Raw genomic sequence first — 22,118 nt, forward strand, 5'->3', positions numbered from 1 at the left:
TCCTGCAACCAGCCTGTGCCGGGTTTCTCCCGGCATTTTCTTTTAATCCTTCATGTTCCGCTTGCAAGCCTGGCTGAATTTGCCACCCTTACGGGGTGTTAAACGGAAAATGATGAAAGTGATGCCGCCAAAAGCCAAAAAAATACCTCACGCTATGACGCTGCATGGCGATACCCGCACGGATAACTATTACTGGCTGCGGGATGATGACCGCGCCGATCCCGATGTGCTGAAATACCTTGAGCAGGAAAATGATTACGGGAAAAGGATCATGGAGAGCCAGCGCGCGCTGCAGGATCAGTTGCTCAAAGAGATGATCGCTCGCATTCCTCCTCGCGATGTTTCCGCCCCGTATGTGAAAAACGGCTATCGCTACCGCCAGGTGTATGACAAAGGGAATGAGTACGCGATTTATCAGCGGCAATCTGCGGTCAGAGAAGAGTGGGGCGAGTGGGACGTTTTGCTGGATGCCAACCAGCGTGCCGCCCATAGCGAGTTCTACACCATGGGTGGATTGGCCATTACGCCGGACAATGCCGTGATGGCCCTGGCAGAGGACTATCTCTCCCGCCGTCAGTTCGGCATCCGTCTGCGCAATTTGAAAACCGGAAACTGGTATCCGGAGTTGCTGGAGAACGTCTCGACCGGTTTTGTTTGGGCAAATGACTCCGTCACGCTTTACTACGTGCGCAAGCATCCCAAAACCTTACTGCCTTATCAGGTCTGGCGGCACACGCTGGGCCACCCGGTGGCCGATGACCAACTGGTGTATGAAGAAAAAGATGACGCTTTTTACGTCAGCGTGCATAAAACAACCTCCCAGCATTTTGTTGTCATTCATCTTGCCAGCGCGACGACGAGTGAGGCTTTGTTACTGGATGCCGAACTGGCAGACGCCGAGCCGCAAGTTTTTGCCCCGCGCCGGAAAGATCATGAGTACACGGTCGATCACTACCAGCATGGGTTCTACATTCGTTCCAACAAAGACGGTAAAAATTTCGGACTCTACCGCAGCGCCGTGCGGGACGAAAAACAGTGGGAAACGCTGATTGCCGCGCGGGAACAGGTCATGCTTGAGGACTTTACGCTGTTCCGTGACTGGCTGGTGGTTGCCGAGCGCCAGCAGGGATTGACCAGCCTGCGCCAGATTAATCGCCATACGCGTGAGTCCACGGGCATCGCTTTTGACGATCCGGCCTATGTCACCTGGCTTGGCTACAATCCTGAGCCTGAGACCTCCCACCTGCGCTACGGTTACTCTTCAATGACAACGCCGGACACCCTATTCGAGCTGGATATGGACAGCGGTGAGCGACGGGTTATCAAGCAAACCCAGGTTGCCGGTTTTGACGCTAGCCATTACCGCAGCGAGCATCTGTGGGTGACGGCGCGGGATGGCGCTCTGGTACCGGTCTCACTGGTTTATCACCGGAAACACTTTCGCCGGGGCAAAAGCCCGCTGCTGGTCTATGGCTATGGATCTTACGGCAGCAGTATGGATGCTGATTTTAGCAGCAGCCGTTTGAGTCTGCTGGACAGGGGGTTTGTCTTCGCCATCGCCCATGTCCGCGGCGGCGGTGAACTGGGCCAGCAATGGTATGAAGACGGTAAATACCTGAAAAAAATGAATACCTTTAACGACTATCTGGACGTGTGCGACGAGCTGCTCAGGCAGGGATATGGCGATCCTAAACTGCTTTATGGGATGGGCGGCAGCGCGGGCGGAATGCTGATGGGTGCAGCTATCAATCTGCGTCCTGAATTATTCCATGGCGTGGTGGCTCAGGTGCCGTTTGTCGACGTTGTAACGACGATGCTGGACGAGTCGATTCCGCTTACCACCGGGGAATTTGAAGAGTGGGGTAACCCCCAGGATGAAGAATATTACCGCTATATGAAGCAATACAGCCCTTACGACCAGGTTCGTGAGCAGGCTTATCCCCATCTGTTAGTGACCACCGGACTGCACGATTCGCAGGTGCAGTATTGGGAGCCGGCTAAGTGGGTTGCCAAATTACGTGACTATAAGCGGGATGAGACCTTGCTGCTGCTTTGTACCGACATGGATTCCGGGCACGGCGGCAAGTCGGGGCGCTTCAAATCTTACGAAGGCGTGGCACTGGAGTTTGCTTTCCTGATTGCCCTGGCGCAGGGAACGCTGCCAGGGCGCGTGCATTAATCGGCCGCGCTGGCGGCCAGGTAATGTTTTAGCGTCATGCGGAGATCCGGCGTTAGTTCCTTGATGTTGTTGAGCATCCAGCGAAGATAACCCGGGTCGTCTTCGGCTATTTCGGCAATGCGTTTGCCCCGGTATTTGCCAAACATCATGGTGGTTACCAGCGCCGGGCGCCCGGTAATCGTGACCATATCTTCTGCGTTCCAGCCGGACACATCCATAATTCTCAGCAGCAGGGCGGCGGTGATATAGCAGTCAAACAGGGCGCGGTGATGATGCAGCCCGGCAGGTGTATCCACATGCAACTTTAGCGATTTATACAAGCCCATGTTGCTGTATTTGATGCCCGGCCACAGGCGACGCGCCAGCTTCACCGTGCAAATCCAGTCGCCCTGCATTTCCGGCAGCATGCGGCTGTCGAAACTGGCGTTGTGCGCCACGTAATAGGGGCTTCCGATATAGCGGGGGATGACGTCTTCAATCCAGGGTTTATCGGCCACCATCTCTTCGGTAATTTTATGGATGGCCATTGCCTGGTGGCTTATTGGTCGGTCAGGACGGACAAGATCGCTCATCGGGTTTACAATCTTGCCGTCGATGATATCGACCGACGCAACTTCCACTACGCCTCCCTGTAATCCGCAGGTTTCCGTATCAATAATGCGCAGCATCGCAGTCTCCGTAAACAGGCCTCAGGCGACTAGCGTAAAGGAATGACCTCGCCGTGCCAACCTCTCTCATCCCGGCGGCCAATCGCCAGCAATTCACCCTGGTCGGCCCTGACGACTAGCTGGCCTAAATTATCCCAACACGCGCTGCGCCCAGCGGAGCGAAGTTCTGCCCCGGACCAGGCGTAATTGGCCTGCAAAATGGTGAGTCCATATTTGTGCGCCCAGCGTTGCATATACATCTCATCTTGCTGGTAGCTTAGTTCTGTCATTGCGGCGCCGGTGGCGTAAAGATCGGCGCCGATATCAGCGGCGCTTCGGGGCCAGGCTTCATCATCGCTTTGGGCGCAAACGGCCAGGGCAATATTGCGGGAACGTTGCCCCAAAAGTGGTGCGACGGGGGTTTGAGCATTTACATCGATAGCCGTTGCGGGACGTTTGCAACAGGCGATACGCGACCCATCCGGCAGAAAACCTACCATACCGGCGGCGCTATGCGCCTCGTCACTGAGCGACATGCCGACGATCACGGTCATATGGTAGCTGTGAGCAGCCTCGCTGAGCGGGTCAAACAGCGGATCGGTAAACGCCGGAGGATGGTTGTCGGGGCGTAATCCGGATAAAGAGAGATGAGGGAAAACCAGAAGATCGATGCCTTCTTCGGCGGCACAGCGAATGAAATCGAGATGGTGGTCGATGTTGGCCTGATAACTTCCGGCAACGGCACCGTATTGCGCAGCGGCAACATTCCAGCGTGGCATAGGTTCTTCCTTAATCTTTCATCCAACGATTGCGTCCTGCAATCGTGAGGGATGAGCCAAAGCTTGTGGTCAACTGAACAAGGAAGAGAGTAGCACTAGTTTTGAATCAAAGAGAAAATTCTTAATTTTTTATTTTTGCTTCGGTTCATACGGCAAACGGGAAAGATTCACCGAGGCCAGACGATAGGCAATCAGCTTTTCACGGAACCAGGTCCGCAGATGTTCAGGTTGCTCACGTTCCACCATTTCAGCCACTACGGGCATGTTATAGCGCTCTTTAAACGCCACGCCGGCAGCGGCAAGGTCGACGTTAACTTTATCCATTTCTTCCTGGGGTAAATCGGCGAGATTGTAGCTCATCATATCCTCCTGCAATGTCAGCGCAGAAGTTACTGTTTTGCGCCCCGGATGACAAGCAACAATAGATTTTCCCGTCTCGACTTGGTATTAACGCGGGGGTATCCTTGCCGCCTCGACACATAACAAAAAGGAATAGTTAATATGGCGTTCATCTCCTCCCGCATCGCAACCGTGGCGGCATTTGTCACTGCTATGGCCGTTTCTCCAGCCGTGTTTGCACACGCGCACCTTAAGCAGCAGTCTCCGGCAGCAGATTCCGCCGTGACAGCATCGCCGCAGTCGCTGACCCTGAGCTTCTCTGAAGGGGTGGAGCCTGGCTTCAGCGGCGTGACCGTGACCGGCCCGCAGAAATCTGCCGTGAAGACCGGGAAAGTGAAGGTTGCTGAGACCGACAACAAACAGCTGATTGTGCCGGTTGAAGAAGCCCTGAAACCGGGTGATTACTCCGTGGACTGGCATGTTGTGTCGGTCGACGGGCACAAAACCAAAGGTAACTATCACTTCTCCGTGAAGTAATCGCCATGCTGTCGGCGTTTTACATCGCGCTGCGTTTTATCCATTTCACTGCCTTGATGGTGCTGCTTGGCAGCGCCATCTGCTGTTCGCTCCTTGCCCCGCAGCAGTTTAAACCCGTGCTTGTGCGTCGCCTCAGGGCGCAGTGGCGGCCTGCCGTCTGGCTGTCGCTCATTAGCGCCTGTCTGCTATTCATGGCTCAGGCCGGGCAAATGGGTGACGGCTGGCGCGATACTCTTTCGCCGGATGTCTGGCAGGCGGTGCTGACGACTCGCTTTGGTTCCGTCTGGATATGGCAGCTATTGCTGGGCCTGGCCACGCTGGCCGCTGTGCTGATCGCTCCCCGGGCAATGCCGGGGTTATTGCTGCTTTTAGCCGCGGCGCAGCTAATTATGCTAGCTGGCGTCGGGCATGCCGCAATGCACGACGGCGCGCTCGGTGTCTTTCAGCGGATGAACCATGCGATTCATCTTCTGAGCGCGGCCTGGTGGGTGGGAGGCCTGCTGCCTTTGCTGGTTTGTATGTATATGGCACATAAGCCGCGCTGGCGTACTCCGGCGATTACGGCAATGATGCGTTTTTCGCGCTACGGGCATCTTGCAGTGGCTGCGGTACTGGTGACCGGCGTGGTGAATAGCTTGCTTATCCTCGGCTGGGCGCTGCCGCTGGAAAGTGGTTATGTTCGATTGCTGGCGCTGAAGGTTGTGCTGGTGCTAGTGATGGTTATGCTGGCGCTGATCAACCGCTATATACTGGTGCCGCGTTTCGACGCTGTTCAAGCCGATGCTCAGCGGAGATTTATTCAGCTTACGTGGCTGGAAGTGATTCTATCGGTAGCGATACTGCTGCTTGTCAGCATCTATGCTACCTGGGAGCCGTTCTGACGGCGCAAATTGGTTATATGAGAGATTCATGAAAAAGAGCATTTTGACTTTACTGCTGCTGGCCTGCGCGAGTTCTGCGCTGGCTGCCCCGCAAATTATCACCGTGAGTCGGTTTGAGGTGGGTAAAGACAAATGGGCGTTCAACCGTGAAGAGGTGATGTTGAGCTGCAGAGCGGGGAATGCGTTGTTTGCCATCAACCCAAGTACGCTGATGCAGTACCCGCTGAACGCCATTGCCGAGCAGCAGATCAAGAGCGGTAAAACGAGCGGGCAGCCCATCAGCGTTATTCAGGTGGACGACCCGCAGCATCCTGGCCAGAAGATGAGTCTCGAACCCTTCATTGAGCGCGCGCAAAAGCTTTGTGGTGAATAAAAAACACGCATTTCCTGGCATAAAAAAACAGCAATAGCCTCAACGGGATATTGCTGTTTTTGCATAAATAGTCACCTTTGGTGCGCCTTTTTTCTGACCACTTTTGTTGCGGACTGGAAAACCTGCGCCGGTAATCTATTCTTAAGAGGCAAGGCGATTTAGCCTGCATTAATGCCAACTTTTAGCGCACGGCTCTCTCCCAAGAGCCATTTCCCTGGACCGAATACAGGAATCGTGTTCGGTCTTTTTTTTATTCGGGAATCCGCCAGCTTGCTTGCGCGTAAAGCGTTTTCCATAACGCTTCGACCTGGCCTGTGCGCTAAAACCATACCACACCTTGATAGCTTGCCGTCCAGCGTTTTTTGCTCAATTTGTTAATTATTTGTTGCGCAAACGAGGGGGCCGGGTCGGTGAGTCTTTCGGACTAGTGACGCATGTCACAAAAATTCGCATCACTGCCGCGACAACGCTACACTTTCGGCCTCACTGACTGCATTCCATGAGAAATGCGGCGTTCCTGACAAAAAGCCTGCATCCCACTATGACAAATCAAACCGAGCTTGCCGCTCAACATACGCGTGAGAATAGCCTGCGCGCCGTGCTTCGCTCCCCTCGACTCATCCAGCGTGAACTGCTGGCCGGAGTCGTCACCGCGCTGGCCCTGATCCCCGAAGTGATCTCCTTTTCCCTGATCGCGGGCGTGGATCCGAAGGTCAGCCTGATTGCCTCGATCGTGCTTTGTTTTGCTATGTCGATTCTGGGGGGCCGCCCGGCAATGGTCACTGCGGCGGCCGGTTCGGTAGCGCTGGTGATTGCCCCGATGGTTCATCAATATGGGGTGGGTTATATCCTGCCTGCGGTGGTACTGGCGGGCGGGATCCAGATCCTGTTCGGCCTAAGCGGGCTGGCGCGAATGATGCGCTATATCCCGCTTTCGGTAATGACCGGGTTTGTGAATGCGCTGGGTATTCTTATTTTCTTTGCTCAGGTGCCTCATGTCTGGGGGCAATCGCCGCTGGTTTGGGGCCTGTTCGTCGTGACGCTCACCGTCGTTTTAATGTTGCCGAGACTGCTTAAATCTGTGCCTTCGCCGCTGGTGGCGATTGTTCTGGTGACCGGCCTGAGTATTGCCCTGGGATGGGTAATGCCCACGGTAGGCGACAGCGGGCCGATGAAAGCCGGTTTGCCCGGGTTAACGGAACTGATAGTGCCGCTTAACGTTGAGACGCTGCGCATTATCTGGCCCTGCGCGCTGAGCATCGCTTTTGTTGGCTTGATGGAGTCCTTGCTAACGGCCAGGCTGGTGGACGATCTCACCGATACACCTTCCAGCAAGCGGCGCGAATGCTGGGGACTGGGCGTGTCGAATATCTTCGCCGGTTTTTATGGCGGCATCGCGGGCTGCGCCATGATTGGGCAAACCATTGTCAACGTTGAGCTGGGAAGAGGGCGAACGCGGCTGTCTACCGTGGCGGCTGCGCTGGTGCTATTGCTGCTGGTCACCGTGCTGAGTGAAGTGATGGCAAAAATTCCGATGGTGGTGCTGGCTGGGATCATGATGATTGTGGCGGTGAAAACGCTGAACTGGCATAGCCTCTCTCCAGTTACGCTTCGCCGAATGCCGGTGCCGGAAACGCTGGTGATGCTCACGACCGTCGCTATAACGGTTTATACCGATAACCTCGCGCTTGGCGTTTTGGGCGGCGTTATCTTCGCTATGATGTTGTTTGCTCGCCGTATTGCACATGTGGTGCGTGCTGAGCGGCAGCTGGCAGCGGACGGGAGCGAAGTGACTTATCGGGTTCGTGGGCCGCTGTTCTTTGCCAGCAGCAACGACCTGGTCGAGCATTTTCACTATGCTGACGACCCGGCACGGGTGGTGATCGATCTGACTCAGGCTCAAATTTGGGATGCCTCCACCGTTGCCGTATTAGATGCCATTGAAACGCGCTATCAGCGTTATCAGGCGCAGGTCGAAATTGTTGGCCTGGACACCCACAGCGCCGATTTCCATCAGCGCCTGAGCGGTAAACTTTAACCGTTTTGCCGGCGGCGTTCAGCTGCCGGCTCTCCCCAATCATTCCCAGCACGAAATGCCATTTTTTGAGCGGCAGGTCACAATTTTCCACTACTTTCCGCTGCCCGGCTGATGGTTTAAACGACAAGCTGGGGAAATAAACATTTCAGTAACATTTACGTTGCCAGTCAATAAGGAATAACTTATTACTATTTAACCGCTTACTCAGCGTAAGCGGCCCCGCCTCCACTATAACGATAATTAACAGGATACTTTATGACGACAAACGATGCCGTCCGTGAGGACGCTGCGCGCGGTTTTTGGCCGACGGTCAAAACCTTCCCGTCGACGGTGATTGCGCTGCTGCTTTTTACCCTGGTGATTCGCTTTAGCTATTTTATGGCCTGGCCGTTTATGACGGTGATCATGACCCGTAATTATCATCTTTCGCCCATCTCTGTAGGCGTGGCGATGACCAGCAGTGCGCTTCTGGCAGTGGTGCTGGGAATGTATGGCGGGCAGCTGTCGGATAAATTAGGCCGCCGGGGCGTGCTTTCCCTCGGCTGTGCGCTGTCGTTTGTTGGCTATGCTCTGCTTGGGCTGGCCACGGGAATGGCGTTATTTATCATTGGGCTAATGATTGTTGGCGTCTGTTTCGCGTGGGTAGAGCCGCCGACGCGAGCGCTGATGAGTGACTTACTGGGCGACCGCCGTCGTCGCGCTCTGGCTCTGCAGATTCGCTATTATTTGGTGAATGTGGCGGCGGTCACCGGGCCACTGGTCGGCATTGCTTTCGGGCTGACTTCGCAGAAAGGGACATTCGTAATCACGGCTGTGAGCTATTTGCCGCTGCTTATTTACACCTTATTGTTTATTCCTGCAGGCAAGCTGGTTGCCAAAGATAGCGAACATAAACCCGGGGTCAGATTACGCGACGTTATGCTAATCATCGCCCGGGACAAACTGTTCGTTGCGGCGCTGCTGTGCAGCACGTTATGCGCCGTGGTTTTCGTACATTATGAATCCGTGGTGCCGCTTTATTTACTGACGCTGGACGCTGAGGCGGCCGTAAAGTTAATCACGCTGATTCTGGTGTCGAACGCCTGTACGGTGCTTATTGCCCAGCTTTTTCTGGTTCGCTTTTTGGCTCAAGTTAGCCTGTCTAACCGTATTTTGCTGGGGGGCGCTATCTTTGCGCTGTCACAGCTTTTGTTCTGGTCCGTCCGTACGCCGGATGCACTGTTGTGGGTGAGCGTGACGGTTATTTTCAGCATCGGCGAGGCCATTCTGATGCCGAACCTGAATATTCTGCTGGATCAGCTGGCACCGGATGAGCACCGCGGTGCGTACCTGGGAGCATCGACCCTGACGACGTTAGGCATAGCGCTTGGGCCGCTGATTGGCGGCGTTATGCTAACCCTGACCGGTGCGGGTGTGTTTTTGGGTACCATGCTGTTTAGCCTGCTGCTGTGCGCTATCATTTACGCCTGCAAATCAGGCCTTAAACAACGACTACAAGAGTAATACTGAGCGGAGTCATGATGATTACTGAAGCCCCACGTCTTGAAACGGAACGCCTTATCCTGCGCCATTTTACGCTGGACGACTATGAGGCGCTGGTTGCCTGTTGGTCTGACCCGGAGATGGTAAAGTTTATCGGCGGCGGAAAACCGCAGGACGGTGAAATGAGCTGGGCGCGATTGATGCGCTATATCGGTCACTGGCAGGCGCTGGGCTACGGTTACTGGGCGTTGTTTGAAAAACAGAGTGGGCGATTCGTAGGGGCGTTTGGTTTCCAGGACGCTAAACGAAATCTCAGCCCGGCTTTGGCACACCCGGAGGCGGGCTGGACGCTTATTCCTGCGGTACACGGTAAAGGCTATGCGGCGGAGGCGCTCAGCGCAGTGTTAAGTTGGGCGGATGACAATTTCAGCGAGCCGGTATGCTGCATTATTGATGACGATAATCAGCGTTCTATTGGTCTGGCAGGGCGCTTCGGCTTTATTTTCCAGCACTACGTTGAATACCACGGGAAGCAAATACGCATGTTCCTTCGCCCGAACAAGCGCTAATCTTCACCTGGCCCTGCTCAGAAGTCGCTGTACTCCTGGGCAGGCCGCCAGAATCCATCGATAAACTCTTCCACCGGGTAACAGCCGCCGTGGCGCATACGCTGTTCGCTCATCGCACTCAGACATTGCCGTTCACTGATGAAGACTTCCAGCACCAGATCGTCACAGCCGCCGTCCAGATAACAAACAAATAAAACCAAAGCAAACATTAGCGCCTCTAAACCGCTTCGTTTGGTTTAAGTGTAGGGGAGCCAAAGGGAGTGGGGGAAATAATTAATCCGTCCCGTGGACGGAGAAAGTGCTGGCAAAAATCATTGATTTAAAAACTGCACTTGGGCCTGACAAAAGCCATGAATAATATTCTCTGGTCTACTCCAAACAGCTGAAAACCACTTTTTTGGCTGTTTGTGATCTATATAACCCGTCTCAGGGACGGGTTCATCTTGAATTATGCAAGGCGCATAACCCAGGCATCGCGCTGGCGATCGTAATGCTGCAGGTAAAGTACGGAATGTTCGCCGTCCAGCACGGCGGGAATAGAGGTTGCCCCATCCCATGCATCCAGCTGCATGCACAGGTCGGGATCGGACTTGCAGGGAATGCTTAACGTTCGATCCCCCTGTTGTTCACCGTGTAATTCGGCATCATCGATCTCGAAGATGCCGATCCGAACGTTGGTCTTTGTCATCTTTGGCTCCTTGTTATCCGCAGCAGGTGGTATGACCAGTGGGTCACTCCAATTTCAGCGTAGTCAAGGCAGCACAAATTGCCAACTCAAAAAGTGCTTATTTTTTTAGCCAGCCTGCGGGGCGGCGAAAAGCTTGCCGTCGCGTACTAATTCCCTTGGGTAGCTGTTCTTCAGGCGTGAGCCAACTTTACGCGCCAGGCCGAGCGGCTGCCCCTGAAAAGTGACAATCACTTCATCTCGTGACGGTGTCACTTCTGGATAGATATCCCGCCCACGGTACCACTCCTCGGCTTCGGTCTCGCTCAGCGGGAAGCAAAGCGGGTTGTCACTTTTGACCAGAGAAACCACGGCTTCATGCTGCCAGCGGAAGCCTTTGTTGTGCTGTTCGGCGAGCTTGAGGCCAATGCGAGAGAAACGCACTTTCCCGATAAGCGGTTCAATCTCACTCGGAAACAGCCAGATCTCTTTGTCGCGCTGCCATAGATTCAGCTCATCGCCCCAGATAAGGCCCGATTTTGCCGCCGCGGCGGTTAGTTCGGCTGCGGCTTTGCCTTTCATCGGCGCGAAGGGGAATTTCCCTACTTTATAGCCCGGGGCCGGCAGCGGTTCGATAGAGGCCGTTTTGCGCAAACGGGCAACGAAAAAGCCTTCGCAGTCGTAAATCTGTGGGAACACGTGCAGGAAACCTTCCGGCGTCAGCGCGCGTGCTGCTTCCGGGAAAAGCTCGTCAAGGGGGGCAATTTCTACCACGTCCGGCCAGGTATCCAGCAGCCACTGGCAGACATCCTGGTTTTCCTGGCGATTCAGCGTACAGGTCGAGTAGACCAGAGTCCCGCCGGGGCGGAGCGCATGAAAAGCACTCTCAATCAATTCGCGCTGTGTGCCGGCAATTTCGGACGTGCTTTCAGGCGACCAGTTGCGCAGTGCATCGGGATCTTTCCTCACCACGCCTTCACCGGAGCAGGGGGCATCCAGCAGAATGGCGTCGAAGGATTCCGGCAGAGCGGCACCGAATACGCGGCCATCAAAATGCGTCAGCGCTACGTTACTGATCCCACAGCGGCTGATATTGGCATGCAGGACTTTTACCCGGCTGGCGGAATATTCATTGGCAAGAATTGCGCCGGTATTATTCATGCGGGCGGCAATCTGGGTTGTTTTTGATCCTGGCGCTGCGGCGACGTCCATCACTCGCTGCGGCTGGTTGCCGTCGGCAAACAACGCGGCTACGGGCAGCATTGAACTGGCTTCCTGAATATAGAACAGGCCGCTCAAATGCTCTGCGGTGCTGCCCAGCGGCAGGGTTTCTTCATCTTCTCGTTCAATCCAGAAGCCTTCTTCGCACCACGGCACCGGCGTTAAACGCCAGTGATAGGGCGCGACGAGCGTCAGAAAGTCAGCCACGGATATCTTCAGCGTATTGACGCGCAGGCTGCGGCGCAGCGGCTGCTGACAGTATTCGATAAAACTTTCCAGCGTCTGGCCAGCGGGAAGTGCGTCACGAATCGCGTCGAGAAAAGGTTGAGGAAGATAAACGGCAGTAGATTGAGCCATGAAAAACGCCCCTGAAAAAATTAAGGGGCGCAGTTTAACACGGAATTACCCGGGCGACGTACCGCCCGGGCTTGCGGTTCAGCGCGGAAGGGCGGTGCCCCACTGACGCCACTCTTTCGGCTCGCTTTCCAGCAGCAGGAAGTGTTTCCCGACCTCTGCTTTAGGAGAAAGCGGGATCCCCGGCGGCGTCGCAAACGCAATGCCACCGCGAATAAACTGATTAAAGGTTCCGGTTTTCACCACGCCGCCAGTTAAGCCAAAGTCCAGGCTATAGCCGGAAGCCAGCCAGAAGACGGAGTTGTCCCGGACCAAATGCTGGTAACGCTTGCTTATACGCAGGCCCACCATCACGCGGTCAGAGAGATTGCCGAGCGTCATGCCGGTTACCGTACCGACTTCAATCCCGCGGAAGAGAACCGGCGTGCCTATGCTCAGCGAGCCGGCTTCAGGCACTTCAAGCACGATGTTCAGCCCGTCGGAGTAGCGAGAGTCGGTGATAGACGCTTCCTGCAGCTCGAAGTCGCGGCGGGGGTCACCTTTACCGGGTTCAACGTTGATGTAAGGCTGGAGGAGGGTATCAAGATGATCGACGCCCGCCGCAGAGATCTGCGGTGTGACAACGGAGAAGCGGGTACCGGCGCGTGCGAAGGTAGACACATACTCAGGGTAAAGTACCGCTTTCGCTTCCACTTCGTTGCGGGATTGCGTCAGGTTCAGCGACTCAAGCTGGCCGATATCAATGCCCAGATAGCGAATTGGCATCCCGGCGGAAAGTTTTCCGGCATCGAAAGTGTGCAGCGTTATCTGGCTGCCCACCGCTCTTGCCGCGGTTTCAGAGGCGTACAGCACGCGTTTCTCACCTTTCACCTGCCCGACGCTGGCACCGCTCATGTTGTCAAAGCTGATGGCCCCTTTGAGTGCACGAGAGAGCGGGGAGGCCTGCACCGTTAGCCCGCTGCCGTTGAGCTGAACTTTCGCGCCACCTTCAGCCCAAAACACGGTGTTTGGCGTCAGCAGCTTGCGGTATTCCGGCTTGATGTGAACATCAATATCAAAGTTCTCGGCGCGAGGGCGGATGGTGATGATTTCGCCCACCTGGAATTTGCGGTACAGCACCACGGAGCCGGTCTGGATATCTGGCAGGCTGGAGGCCGTCAGCGTCAGCGTGGTGGTCGGGATGTCGCTCAGGCTGTTTTCAATCGCTTTTTCCAGGTTGGCATAAAGCGGATAACTGCTTTTCATCTCGCCTTTGCTGCCCGGCAGCACGCGTATGCCGCCGTTGACCCATTCGTTGGCACTGGCGCCCAGGAATTCCACTCCGTCCATGCCGAGCTTCACATCAATGCGGCTGTTGACCACGAATTTGCTGTCGCCCTGCAGCAGATGGCGATATTGCGGTTCAATGGCGACGGAGAACGTGACGCCTTTCGCTGACAGTGCCCGCGCCACCACCTGGCCGATTTGTATCCCGTGCAGGATAATCGGTTGTCCGGCATCAATGCCGTAGCTTTCAGGGGCCGTCAGCGAAAGCGTCAATACATTCGGCTGCTGGAGCGGCGTTTGATCGCTGGAGACCACGGTGAAGCGATCCTGCGGCTCGCCGTCACCCGGCACAAGTTCAAAGGTGCTGCCCGTGAGCAACGTGCTGATGCTTGGATTATCCAGCGAGATTTTTGGGCTACGGAGTTCGATGCGCGTGCCGCTACGCATCAGGCTAACCACGCCGGGGTCAACGGTCATTTCCCCCGTGACGGCACCGCCTGGATTGAGGTTTAACTTAGTCAGCGAACCCACCTCCAGCCCCTGATACATTAACTTAGTCGAGCCTGCTTTAAGGCTATCCCCGCTCGGGAGATCGAGGTTAATGATGACGCCGCGCTGGCTGTGCGCCAGGTCTTCGTAAAGGCCGAATTCATCATCCGCTTTGGCCGGTTCTGAATCGTCAGGGGAATCGAAAGCAATGGCCCCATTGACCAGCGCCGCCAGGCTTTCAAGCTGAACTTTGGCCCCACTCAGGCCAACATCGGCCTTTACGCCGGACACATTCCAGAAACGGCTGCCTTTTTTCACCAGGCTGGTAAAGCGGCGATCGATAAGCACGTCGACGGTGACGCCCTGCTTGTTCTTATTGATGGCATAGTCATACACGCGGCCAACCGGAATTTTGCGGAAATAGACCAGCGACCCGCTGTTAAGGGAGCCTAAATCCGGGGCGTGGAGGTGAATCATCAGCTCGCCGTTATCCAGGCGATATTTGGGTTGGGTATCGAGGGCGGTAAAATGGTCACGCGGCTCGCCTTTACCCGGCATCATGCCGATGTAGTTCCCGCCTACCAGGGCATCAAGCCCGGATACTCCAGCGAGGGAAGCCTTCGGCGTTACCAGCCAGAATTGTGTGTCTTCCCGCAGGGCATCCTTCATATCGCTTTTGATGCTGACTTTGACTTCTATTTTACGCAGGTCATCGCTCAGGCTGATGTTTTGCACGGTACCCACTTCAACGCCCTGGTAGCGCACGGGCGTGCGGCCAGCGACTATCCCGTCGGCGGAGATGAAGTCGATGGTTACGGTGTTGCCGCGTTCCTGGTAAGTCGTCCAGATCAGCCAGCCGGCAATCAGTAACGCAATAACAGGTAATAACCAGAAAGGGGAAATCCGGCGTTTCGTTTTAATTCTCGCTTCAGTCGGTGAAGCGGGCGTTTCCTGACTCATGTGCGTCCCAAAGTAGTCGGCTATCCAGCCATTCGACGGCAAGAATAGTTAATATAACCGCCGCGCCAAAGAAGACTGCGGCGGGACCCATCGTAAAAGCTAACAGCTGGTCACGGTTAACCAGTGACATCATCAACGCGATGACAAACAGATCGAGCATAGACCAGCGGCCAATCCAGGTGACAAAGCGCAGCAATAAAATGCGGGTTCGTAATCCCTGCTGGCATTTGAAATGAATACTGATAAGTAGCGTAATTAATACAATAACTTTAGTAAACGGCACCAGGATACTGGCAATAAACACCACGGCAGCGACGGCGATATTGCTATGCGCCAGGGAAATGATGCCCGAAAGAATGGTGTCTTCCTGGCGTGCCCCGTTCACGTAAATAATAGAAATCGGCAGCAGGTTAGCCGGAAGCAGGAAGATCAGGGAGGCAACCAGTGCTGCCCAGGATTTTTGTAAGCTTTGCTTTCGGCGATGGTACAGCGGGATGTGGCAGCGAGGGCAGCGGCCTCGTTCGTCAGGAACGCCGGTAAAATGGCAGCCGAGGCAAACCCGCAGTTGCGCATTAAAGGCACGAGCCGGGCGCTGGGGGTAAAAACGCTCCCATAGCTGCTCAATGTTCAGGTGGATCATGGTCAACAGGCTCAAGACCACCAGCGCAATAAAAGCGATCAGCCCTGGGCCTGGCTGGATAAACGCATACTCGCGAACCTTAATGCACGCCACGCCAATGCCCACCAGATAGATATCCAGCATCACCCACTCTTTAAGCTTATCCAGCATCAGCAGTACCGGGCGAAGGTTCATGCCGAGAATGTTGCCAAAGCAGAGATAGGCAATAGCCGCGACCAGCGTGGCCGGTGCGCCGACCACGCAAAAGAGCACGACGGCGGCGGTAAGCACGTCTCCCTGGCTTGCCATCTGCCAAATGCCCTGCATAACGTTGGCATCAATACTCGAACCCAGGAGATAGATACGCAGCAGCGGATCGGAAAAGGCGACGGGCATCAGCACCAGCATCGCCACGGCCATCGCCCCCAGGCGCGTCAATGACCAGTCACGGCCATGATGTACTCTTGCATCACAACAGGGGCAGTAGGCACTTTGTGTTGATTTAACCTGGGGCAGAGAGAAAAGGGTATCGCATTGGGGACAACGCTGATAACGTGCCTGAGGCAATGCCTGACTGATGGCGTGTATTTTCATTGTGCGTCGTAAGCCGGGAGCGTTGTTATCTGAATGATGCATTTAGCCTATCGTAATTCATAAAATGATACACCTTGTGGCACCGTGCATTTAATGCTTATTTTAATATGCTACAAAGTAAAGTAAGACAACATAACGGTTATTTAATGAACAAAGAACAATTTTACGCGGATCTGAATCGCGATTTTAGTGCGTTAATGGCAGGTGAAACCAGCTTTCTTGCAACACTGGCGAATACCAGTGCGTTGCTCTTTGAGCGCCTTGAAGGCGTCAACTGGGCAGGATTCTACCTTCTCGAAGCCCAAACGCTAGTTCTGGGGCCCTTCCAGGGCAAAATTGCCTGCGTAAGAATCCCTGTCGGCAAGGGCGTATGCGGCACAGCCGTCGCAGCAGGCACGATTCAGCGTGTGGAGGATGTGCATGCATTCGACGGGCACATTGCCTGCGATGCTGCCAGCAATTCGGAAATTGTGCTGCCCCTGACGGTTGACGGCCAGACGATTGGTGTCCTGGATATCGACAGCACCGAGTATGGCCGTTTTTCGGAAGAAGACGAAATGGGTTTAAAAACCTTGATTTCGCGGCTTTCAGACGTGCTGAGCGGCACTGATTTTAAAAAATTCTTCCCTCGATAGCATGATAAGCAACGGATAACGTGGCATTTAGCGATGGCGTCATTATAATGTCGCCTGTTCATGCCTGCGACTTATTGGCAATTCCGTTGTAATCAGGAAATTTCATGGAAAATCAACCTAAGTTGAATAGCAGTAAAGAAGTTATCGCATTTTTGGCCGAGCGTTTCCCTCAATGTTTTAGCGCTGAAGGTGAAGCTCGTCCGTTGAAGATTGGTATCTTCCAGGATTTAGTCTCTCGTGTTGAAGGCGAAATGAGCCTCAGCAAAACACAGCTTCGTTCAGCGTTACGTCTCTATACGTCAAGCTGGCGCTACCTGTACGGCATCAAAGCTGGCGCGACTCGCGTCGATCTTGATGGCAACCCTTGCGGTGAGCTGGACGAACAGCATGTTGAACATGCACGTCAGCAGCTGGATGAAGCGAAAGCCCGCGTTCAGGCCCAGCGCGCTGAGCAACAGGCGAAGAAACGTGAAGCCGCGGCAGCCGCAGGCGTAACGGAAGACGCTCCACGTCGCGAACGCAAACCTCGTCCGGCGGCAGCACCGCGTCGTAAAGAAGGGGCGGAGCGTAAACCTCGCGCAGAAAAACCGGCACCAAAGGCACCTCGTGAAGAGCGTCGTACGCCGGTGACCGATATTTCTGCTCTGCAGGTTGGACAGGCCATTAAAGTCAAAGCCGGTAACAACGCAATGGATGCTACCGTACTGGAAATTACCAAAGATGGCGTCCGTGTACAGCTGACTTCTGGTATGGCAATGATCGTACGCGCAGAACACTTGCAGTTCTGAAACGGAGGCCTGACTCAGGCATGAACAAACTCTTTAAGCTTACGGCTATCGCCAGCCTGCTGTTCGTGGCAGGCAGTGCCCTGGCCCTGGACAACATTACCCGTGCTGACCAAATTCCTCAGTTAAAGGAAGAAGCTCAGCACGCTACGGTGAGTGAGCGTGTGACCTCGCGTTTTACGCGCTCGCATTACCGCCAGTTCGATCTGGATGCCAATTTCTCGGCAAAAATCTTTGACCGCTACCTGAACTTGCTGGATTACAGCCATAACGTGCTGTTAGCCAGCGACGTCGCCCAGTTCGCCGCGAAGAAAGGGCAGATCGGCGACGAGCTGCGCAGCGGTAAGCTCGATGTTTTTTACGACCTCTACAATCTGGGTCAGAAGCGCCGTTTTGAACGCTACCAGTACGCCCTGAAGGTGCTGGCGAAGCCGATGGATTTCACCGGTAACGACACCATCAATCTGGATCGCAGCAAGGCGCCGTGGCCAACGAGCGTCGATGAGCTGGATAAGCTCTGGGATGCGAAAGTTAAATACGACGAGCTGAGCCTGAAGCTGACCGGTAAAACCGAGCAGGAAATTCGTGAAACCCTGACCAAGCGCTATCAGTTTGCGATCCGCCGCCTGGCGCAAAGTAACAGCGAAGATGTGTTCTCGCTGGCGATGACCGCGTTTGCTCATGAGATTGACCCGCATACGAACTATCTCTCTCCGCGCAGCACCGAACAGTTCAACACCGAAATGAGCCTGTCTTTAGAAGGTATCGGGGCGGTGCTGCAAATGGACGATGATTATACGCTGATCAACTCCATGGTTGCCGGTGGTCCGGCGGCGAAGAGCAAGGCCATCACCGTCGGCGATCGTATTGTTGGCGTAGGCCAAACGGGTAAACCGATGGTTGACGTGATCGGCTGGCGTCTGGACGACGTTGTGGCGCTGATTAAAGGGCCAAAAGGCAGCAAAGTTCGCCTTGAAATCCTGCCAGCGGGCAAAGGCACCAAGACGCGTACCGTGACGCTGACCCGCGAACGTATTCGCCTCGAAGATCGCGCGGTTAAGATGTCTGTGAAGACAGTCGGCAAAGACAAAGTCGGCGTGCTGGATATTCCTGGCTTCTACGTTGGCCTCACTGATGATGTGAAGGTTCAGCTGCAGAAGCTGGAAAAACAGAACGTGAAGAGCGTAATTATCGATCTGCGTTCTAACGGCGGCGGGGCGCTGACTGAAGCGGTGTCCCTGTCCGGTCTGTTTATCCCAAGTGGCCCGGTCGTTCAGGTCCGCGACAACAACGGTAAAGTCCGTGAAGATAGCGATACCGACGGCGTGGTCTACTACAAAGGGCCGCTGGTGGTGCTGGTTGACCGCTTCAGCGCCTCGGCATCTGAAATCTTTGCGGCGGCGATGCAGGATTATGGCCGCGCGCTGATTGTCGGCGAGCCGACCTTCGGGAAAGGCACCGTGCAGCAGTACCGTTCGCTGAATCGCATTTACGATCAGATGCTGCGTCCGGAATGGCCTGCGCTGGGCTCGGTTCAGTACACCATTCAGAAGTTCTACCGCATCAACGGCGGCAGCACTCAGCGGAAAGGTGTGACGCCGGACATCATGATGCCAACCGGGACCGAGCAAACTGAGACCGGCGAGAAGTTCGAAGACAACGCGTTGCCGTGGGACAGCATCAACGCAGCGACCTATGTGAAAACCGGTGACCTTACGCCGTTTGAACCTGAGTTGCTGAAGCTGCATCAGGATCGCATCGCCAAAGACCCTGAATTCCAGTACATCATGAAGGACATTGCTCGCTTCAATGCCCTGAAGGAAAAACGTAACGCTGTTTCTCTGAATTATGCGGTACGTGAAAAAGAGAATCAGGAAGACGACGCGACGCGTCTGGCCAGAATCAACGATCGCTTTAAGCGGGAAGGGAAAGCGCCGCTTAAGAAACTCGACGATTTGCCGAAGGACTACCAGGAGCCCGATCCGTATCTCGACGAGACGGTACATATTGCCATCGATCTTGCCGGTATGGAGCAAGACAGGCCGGCTGAACTACCGGCGGCGAAATAACCTCCCTGATGGGCACCCAAGCGGTGCCCATTTTTTTGCCTGTCTTCGTGATGTAAGATAAATGCATACAAAATGTAAAGTTATGTATTATTAACCACTTGGGCGGGGCGGATGCTTGAAAATAGGCGGCGCGCCCCTACGATGTGTGGGAGCGCAAAGAGCGTGTTTTTAACCGAGGTAAAAAGAAAATTATGATGCGTATCGGGCTTTTCCTGTTGACCAACCTTGCGGTAATGGTCGTTTTCGGGCTGGTGCTAAGCCTGACGGGGATCCAGTCGAGCAGCGTTCAGGGTCTGATGATCATGGCGGTGCTGTTTGGCTTTGGCGGCTCTTTTATTTCCCTGCTGATGTCAAAATGGATGGCATTGCGTTCAGTAGGCGGTGAGGTGATTGAGCAACCTCGTAATGAAACTGAGCACTGGTTGATGGAAACCGTGCGTCGGCAGTCACAGCAGGCGGGTATCGCCATGCCGCAGGTTGCGATTTACCATGCGCCAGACATCAATGCTTTCGCCACCGGAGCGCGCCGTGACGCCTCTCTGGTTGCGGTCAGCACAGGTCTGCTGCAAAACATGAGTCGTGACGAAGCGGAAGCGGTTATCGCGCATGAAATCAGCCACATCGCCAATGGCGATATGGTCACCATGACGCTAATTCAGGGTGTAGTGAACACCTTCGTTATCTTTATCTCCCGTATCATCGCCCAGGTCGCTTCCGGCTTCCTGTCCGGGAACCGTGATGACAACGAAAGCAGCAACGGCAACCCGCTGATTTACTTTGCGGTGGCGACGGTGCTTGAACTGGTGTTTGGCATTCTGGCAAGCATCATCACCATGTGGTTCTCACGCCATCGTGAATTCCATGCCGACGCGGGTTCCGCGAAGCTTGTGGGCCGCGAGAAGATGATTGCTGCCCTGCAGCGCCTGAAAACCAGCTACGAGCCGCAGGAAGCCAGCAGCATGATGGCGTTTTGCATCAACGGTAAGGCTAAGTCAATGAGCGAACTGTTCATGACGCACCCACCGCTGGACAAACGTATCGAAGCGCTGCGCAGCGGTGAATACCTGAAGTAACCGGAAGGTTGAAGTGAAAAAGCGTGCCCACGTGGCACGCTTTTTTTATGCCTGAGCCCGAGGCTGGGACATTCGCAGCCCGCTGACGACGGCGGCAATGGTGGCAAATATGCCTGCAAGAATCAGCGAGGCATGCGTCCCACTGTTACCAAACAAGTTAAACATTAGCGCGACCAGTGCAGCCCCACAGCTTTGCCCGAGCAGGCGAGCTGTCCCCAGCATTCCGCTTGCCCCTCCGCTGCGATGGCGGGGCGCCGAGGAGATAATGGTGTGGTTATTCGGGGACTGGAAGAGGCCGAATCCTGCCCCACACAGCACCATACGCCAGATAATATTCAGGTCGGACGGATCGTGCGGGAGCATGGCCAAAGCAAACAGGCCGCAGGCCATCACTAAAAGCCCTACGGCGCCCATCAGGCCGGCATGAACACGTTCGATAAGATAACCGGCCAGCGGGGCCATCACCATCGTTGCCAGCGGCCACGGCGTTAACAGCAGACCGGTTTCAACCTCACTGCGGCCCAGGACGGTTTGCAAGAAAAAGGGCAGTGAAACCAGCGCCAGCATTTGAGCGCCGAACGAACATATTGATGTGCCAATAGACAGCGAAAAAATCGGGATTCGCAGCAGGTCTACCGGCAGCAGAGGGAACGGTAAGCTAAGCTGGCGACGGATGAAGAAATAGCCAATCACGACAAGCGCAACCAGCTCACCGATAATGACTGACCCCGGCTGGCCCTGTGAAAAACCACCGATCGCTGAAATCAGCAGACCGAAGGTGAGGGCATTCATCACCGCACTCGGGATATCAAAACGCTGCTCCTGGGATTTTTGCTGATTTGGAGGTAAATAGCGCAGCGCCAGAATCAGCGAAACGATGCCAATCGGCACATTGATTAAAAACAGCCACTGCCAGGAGGCCACCGAAAGAATCGCGGCGGCAACGGTGGGACCTGCCGCGGAGGAGACGGCAACGATAAATGAATTGACCCCCATCCCACGACCAAGAAAACGTTGAGGATAAATGAGGCGTATCAAGGCGGTATTTACGCTCATCAGCGCCGCACCGCCAAAGCCTTGCAGTACGCGGGCAAAGGTGAGCATCGGCAATGAAGTTGAGACGGCACAAAACAGTGAGGTCAGGCAGAACAGGACCAGACCGCATTGATAGATACGGCGGTAGCCAAAAATATCGCCGAGAAAAGAAAGCGACAGCAGCGAGACAATAATCGCTATTTGATAAGCGTTAACCACCCAAATAGATTCCGCCGGGCTGGCATTCAAATCGTGGGCAATGGTAGGCAGGGCAACGTTAGCAATAGCGCCGTCCAGCACGGCCATCATAATGCCGAGCGCGATGGTGAAAATGGCGCCATAACGCTGGGGCGTAGGCAAGCCGTCGGGCACTGATTTATCCATACTTTGAAAAGGCTGTCTGAAGTCGTTAGGAGGGTAATGATTTTATCATTAATTAATCTCGCTGATGCCGCAGATTTGTAACGAATCAGCAGGCTTTGATTGCGACACTCACGGGGCATCAATATACTAAAAAGCAGTTCTGATTT

General features: G+C 54.8%; 20 protein-coding genes. 11 read left to right on the forward strand and 9 right to left on the reverse strand.

Translation table 11 applies throughout. The features are described 5' to 3' along the window. Positions 1-121 precede the first annotated feature (121 nt). The gene (gene ptrB / locus ACREYP_RS09380; RefSeq protein ID WP_336818215.1) at positions 122-2,179 is read left to right on the forward strand and encodes an oligopeptidase B; all 2,058 of its coding nucleotides are present in this window, start codon (positions 122-124) and stop codon (positions 2,177-2,179) included. Here ptrB and exoX read toward each other — a convergent pair. From exoX to ACREYP_RS09395, 3 genes are all read right to left on the reverse strand, one after another. Then, entirely contained in the window at positions 2,176-2,847 is a 672-nt protein-coding gene (gene exoX, locus ACREYP_RS09385) for an exodeoxyribonuclease X (protein ID WP_166991849.1), read from the reverse strand. The two genes, ptrB and exoX, sit on opposite strands and share 4 nt — an antisense overlap. A 29-nt stretch (positions 2,848-2,876) precedes the next feature. Beyond that, entirely contained in the window at positions 2,877-3,605 is a 729-nt protein-coding gene (locus tag ACREYP_RS09390) for a carbon-nitrogen hydrolase family protein (RefSeq protein ID WP_336818069.1), read from the reverse strand. A gap of 129 nt (positions 3,606-3,734) precedes the next feature. Next, entirely contained in the window at positions 3,735-3,965 is a 231-nt protein-coding gene (locus ACREYP_RS09395; protein WP_008453979.1) for a DNA polymerase III subunit theta, read from the reverse strand. Positions 3,966-4,106: 141 nt separating this feature from the next. Here ACREYP_RS09395 and yobA point away from each other — a divergent pair, with 141 nt between their 5' ends. The 6 genes from yobA to ACREYP_RS09425 all read left to right on the forward strand — a co-directional run bounded on the left by yobA (position 4,107) and on the right by ACREYP_RS09425 (position 9,824). After that, entirely contained in the window at positions 4,107-4,481 is a 375-nt protein-coding gene (yobA, locus tag ACREYP_RS09400; RefSeq protein ID WP_008453980.1) for a CopC domain-containing protein YobA, read from the forward strand. Positions 4,482-4,486: 5 nt separating this feature from the next. Further along, positions 4,487-5,362, forward strand: a complete 876-nt coding sequence (gene copD / locus ACREYP_RS09405) for a copper homeostasis membrane protein CopD (protein WP_008453981.1) — start codon at positions 4,487-4,489, stop codon at positions 5,360-5,362. A 28-nt stretch (positions 5,363-5,390) separates the two neighbouring features. Beyond that, entirely contained in the window at positions 5,391-5,735 is a 345-nt protein-coding gene (locus tag ACREYP_RS09410; RefSeq protein ID WP_008453983.1) for a YebY family protein, read from the forward strand. Positions 5,736-6,276: 541 nt separating this feature from the next. After that, positions 6,277-7,773 carry a SulP family inorganic anion transporter gene (locus ACREYP_RS09415; protein ID WP_336818124.1) on the forward strand — a complete coding sequence of 499 codons (1,497 nt, stop codon included), beginning with the start codon at positions 6,277-6,279 and terminating at the stop codon, positions 7,771-7,773. Between the two features lie 255 nt (positions 7,774-8,028). Further along, positions 8,029-9,276 (forward strand): MFS transporter, encoded by a 1,248-nt coding sequence (locus ACREYP_RS09420; protein WP_008453986.1) that lies wholly within the window; start codon positions 8,029-8,031, stop codon positions 9,274-9,276. Positions 9,277-9,290: 14 nt separating this feature from the next. Further along, a complete protein-coding gene (locus ACREYP_RS09425) occupies positions 9,291-9,824 on the forward strand; it encodes a GNAT family N-acetyltransferase (protein ID WP_336818125.1) in 534 nt (177 codons plus the stop codon). Between the two features lie 17 nt (positions 9,825-9,841). Here ACREYP_RS09425 and ACREYP_RS09430 read toward each other — a convergent pair whose 3' ends face one another. The 5 genes from ACREYP_RS09430 to yebS all read right to left on the reverse strand — a co-directional run bounded on the left by ACREYP_RS09430 (position 9,842) and on the right by yebS (position 15,991). Further along, complete coding sequence (locus ACREYP_RS09430) at positions 9,842-10,033, reverse strand: YdfD/YebW family protein (protein ID WP_336818126.1); 192 nt, start codon at positions 10,031-10,033, stop codon at positions 9,842-9,844. A 239-nt stretch (positions 10,034-10,272) separates the two neighbouring features. Then, positions 10,273-10,512, reverse strand: a complete 240-nt coding sequence (locus ACREYP_RS09435; RefSeq protein WP_008453991.1) for a YebV family protein — start codon at positions 10,510-10,512, stop codon at positions 10,273-10,275. Between the two features lie 105 nt (positions 10,513-10,617). Beyond that, entirely contained in the window at positions 10,618-12,066 is a 1,449-nt protein-coding gene (rsmF, locus tag ACREYP_RS09440; RefSeq protein WP_498881318.1) for a 16S rRNA (cytosine(1407)-C(5))-methyltransferase RsmF, read from the reverse strand. A gap of 78 nt (positions 12,067-12,144) precedes the next feature. Continuing rightward, positions 12,145-14,778 carry a PqiB family protein gene (locus ACREYP_RS09445; protein WP_336818128.1) on the reverse strand — a complete coding sequence of 878 codons (2,634 nt, stop codon included), beginning with the start codon at positions 14,776-14,778 and terminating at the stop codon, positions 12,145-12,147. Then, a complete protein-coding gene (gene yebS / locus ACREYP_RS09450) occupies positions 14,747-15,991 on the reverse strand; it encodes a membrane integrity lipid transport subunit YebS (protein WP_008453998.1) in 1,245 nt (414 codons plus the stop codon). The genes ACREYP_RS09445 and yebS overlap by 32 nt, the downstream gene beginning before the upstream one ends. Before the next feature lie 146 nt (positions 15,992-16,137). Here yebS and ACREYP_RS09455 point away from each other — a divergent pair, with 146 nt between their 5' ends. The 4 genes from ACREYP_RS09455 to htpX all read left to right on the forward strand — a co-directional run bounded on the left by ACREYP_RS09455 (position 16,138) and on the right by htpX (position 20,553). Then, positions 16,138-16,626, forward strand: a complete 489-nt coding sequence (locus tag ACREYP_RS09455; protein WP_008454000.1) for a free L-methionine (R)-S-oxide reductase MsrC — start codon at positions 16,138-16,140, stop codon at positions 16,624-16,626. 104 nt (positions 16,627-16,730) lie between these two features. After that, complete coding sequence (proQ, locus tag ACREYP_RS09460; RefSeq protein ID WP_166873089.1) at positions 16,731-17,414, forward strand: RNA chaperone ProQ; 684 nt, start codon at positions 16,731-16,733, stop codon at positions 17,412-17,414. A gap of 20 nt (positions 17,415-17,434) precedes the next feature. Then, the gene (prc, locus tag ACREYP_RS09465) at positions 17,435-19,480 is read left to right on the forward strand and encodes a carboxy terminal-processing peptidase (protein ID WP_336818129.1); all 2,046 of its coding nucleotides are present in this window, start codon (positions 17,435-17,437) and stop codon (positions 19,478-19,480) included. Between the two features lie 191 nt (positions 19,481-19,671). Further along, positions 19,672-20,553 carry a protease HtpX gene (gene htpX, locus ACREYP_RS09470; RefSeq protein WP_008454007.1) on the forward strand — a complete coding sequence of 294 codons (882 nt, stop codon included), beginning with the start codon at positions 19,672-19,674 and terminating at the stop codon, positions 20,551-20,553. 45 nt (positions 20,554-20,598) lie between these two features. On the opposite strand, the gene ACREYP_RS09475 is transcribed toward htpX, so the two are convergent. Then, entirely contained in the window at positions 20,599-21,972 is a 1,374-nt protein-coding gene (locus ACREYP_RS09475; RefSeq protein ID WP_336818130.1) for an MFS transporter, read from the reverse strand. Positions 21,973-22,118: the final 146 nt, after the last annotated feature.

The organism is Enterobacter sp. TMH.L2, from assembly GCF_050847315.1.
In the GTDB taxonomy this organism is placed as follows: domain Bacteria; phylum Pseudomonadota; class Gammaproteobacteria; order Enterobacterales; family Enterobacteriaceae; genus Cedecea.

What these genes read in the sequence shown, in the direction of transcription:
- ACREYP_RS09410 (WP_008453983.1), top strand. Translation starts at nt 5,391, where the DNA reads ATGAAAAAGAGCATTTTGACTTTACTGCTGCTGGCCTGCGCGAGTTCT.
- ACREYP_RS09390 (WP_336818069.1), bottom strand. Translation starts at nt 3,605, where the DNA reads ATGCCACGCTGGAATGTTGCCGCTGCGCAATACGGTGCCGTTGCCGGA.
- ACREYP_RS09435 (WP_008453991.1), bottom strand. Translation starts at nt 10,512, where the DNA reads ATGACAAAGACCAACGTTCGGATCGGCATCTTCGAGATCGATGATGCC.
- exoX (WP_166991849.1), bottom strand. Translation starts at nt 2,847, where the DNA reads ATGCTGCGCATTATTGATACGGAAACCTGCGGATTACAGGGAGGCGTA.
- proQ (WP_166873089.1), top strand. Translation starts at nt 16,731, where the DNA reads ATGGAAAATCAACCTAAGTTGAATAGCAGTAAAGAAGTTATCGCATTT.
- yebS (WP_008453998.1), bottom strand. Translation starts at nt 15,991, where the DNA reads ATGAAAATACACGCCATCAGTCAGGCATTGCCTCAGGCACGTTATCAG.
- copD (WP_008453981.1), top strand. Translation starts at nt 4,487, where the DNA reads ATGCTGTCGGCGTTTTACATCGCGCTGCGTTTTATCCATTTCACTGCC.
- ACREYP_RS09475 (WP_336818130.1), bottom strand. Translation starts at nt 21,972, where the DNA reads ATGGATAAATCAGTGCCCGACGGCTTGCCTACGCCCCAGCGTTATGGC.
- htpX (WP_008454007.1), top strand. Translation starts at nt 19,672, where the DNA reads ATGATGCGTATCGGGCTTTTCCTGTTGACCAACCTTGCGGTAATGGTC.
- yobA (WP_008453980.1), top strand. Translation starts at nt 4,107, where the DNA reads ATGGCGTTCATCTCCTCCCGCATCGCAACCGTGGCGGCATTTGTCACT.
- ptrB (WP_336818215.1), top strand. Translation starts at nt 122, where the DNA reads ATGCCGCCAAAAGCCAAAAAAATACCTCACGCTATGACGCTGCATGGC.
- ACREYP_RS09395 (WP_008453979.1), bottom strand. Translation starts at nt 3,965, where the DNA reads ATGAGCTACAATCTCGCCGATTTACCCCAGGAAGAAATGGATAAAGTT.
- ACREYP_RS09445 (WP_336818128.1), bottom strand. Translation starts at nt 14,778, where the DNA reads ATGAGTCAGGAAACGCCCGCTTCACCGACTGAAGCGAGAATTAAAACG.
- ACREYP_RS09430 (WP_336818126.1), bottom strand. Translation starts at nt 10,033, where the DNA reads ATGTTTGCTTTGGTTTTATTTGTTTGTTATCTGGACGGCGGCTGTGAC.
- rsmF (WP_498881318.1), bottom strand. Translation starts at nt 12,066, where the DNA reads ATGGCTCAATCTACTGCCGTTTATCTTCCTCAACCTTTTCTCGACGCG.
- ACREYP_RS09415 (WP_336818124.1), top strand. Translation starts at nt 6,277, where the DNA reads ATGACAAATCAAACCGAGCTTGCCGCTCAACATACGCGTGAGAATAGC.
- ACREYP_RS09455 (WP_008454000.1), top strand. Translation starts at nt 16,138, where the DNA reads ATGAACAAAGAACAATTTTACGCGGATCTGAATCGCGATTTTAGTGCG.
- ACREYP_RS09425 (WP_336818125.1), top strand. Translation starts at nt 9,291, where the DNA reads ATGATGATTACTGAAGCCCCACGTCTTGAAACGGAACGCCTTATCCTG.
- ACREYP_RS09420 (WP_008453986.1), top strand. Translation starts at nt 8,029, where the DNA reads ATGACGACAAACGATGCCGTCCGTGAGGACGCTGCGCGCGGTTTTTGG.
- prc (WP_336818129.1), top strand. Translation starts at nt 17,435, where the DNA reads ATGAACAAACTCTTTAAGCTTACGGCTATCGCCAGCCTGCTGTTCGTG.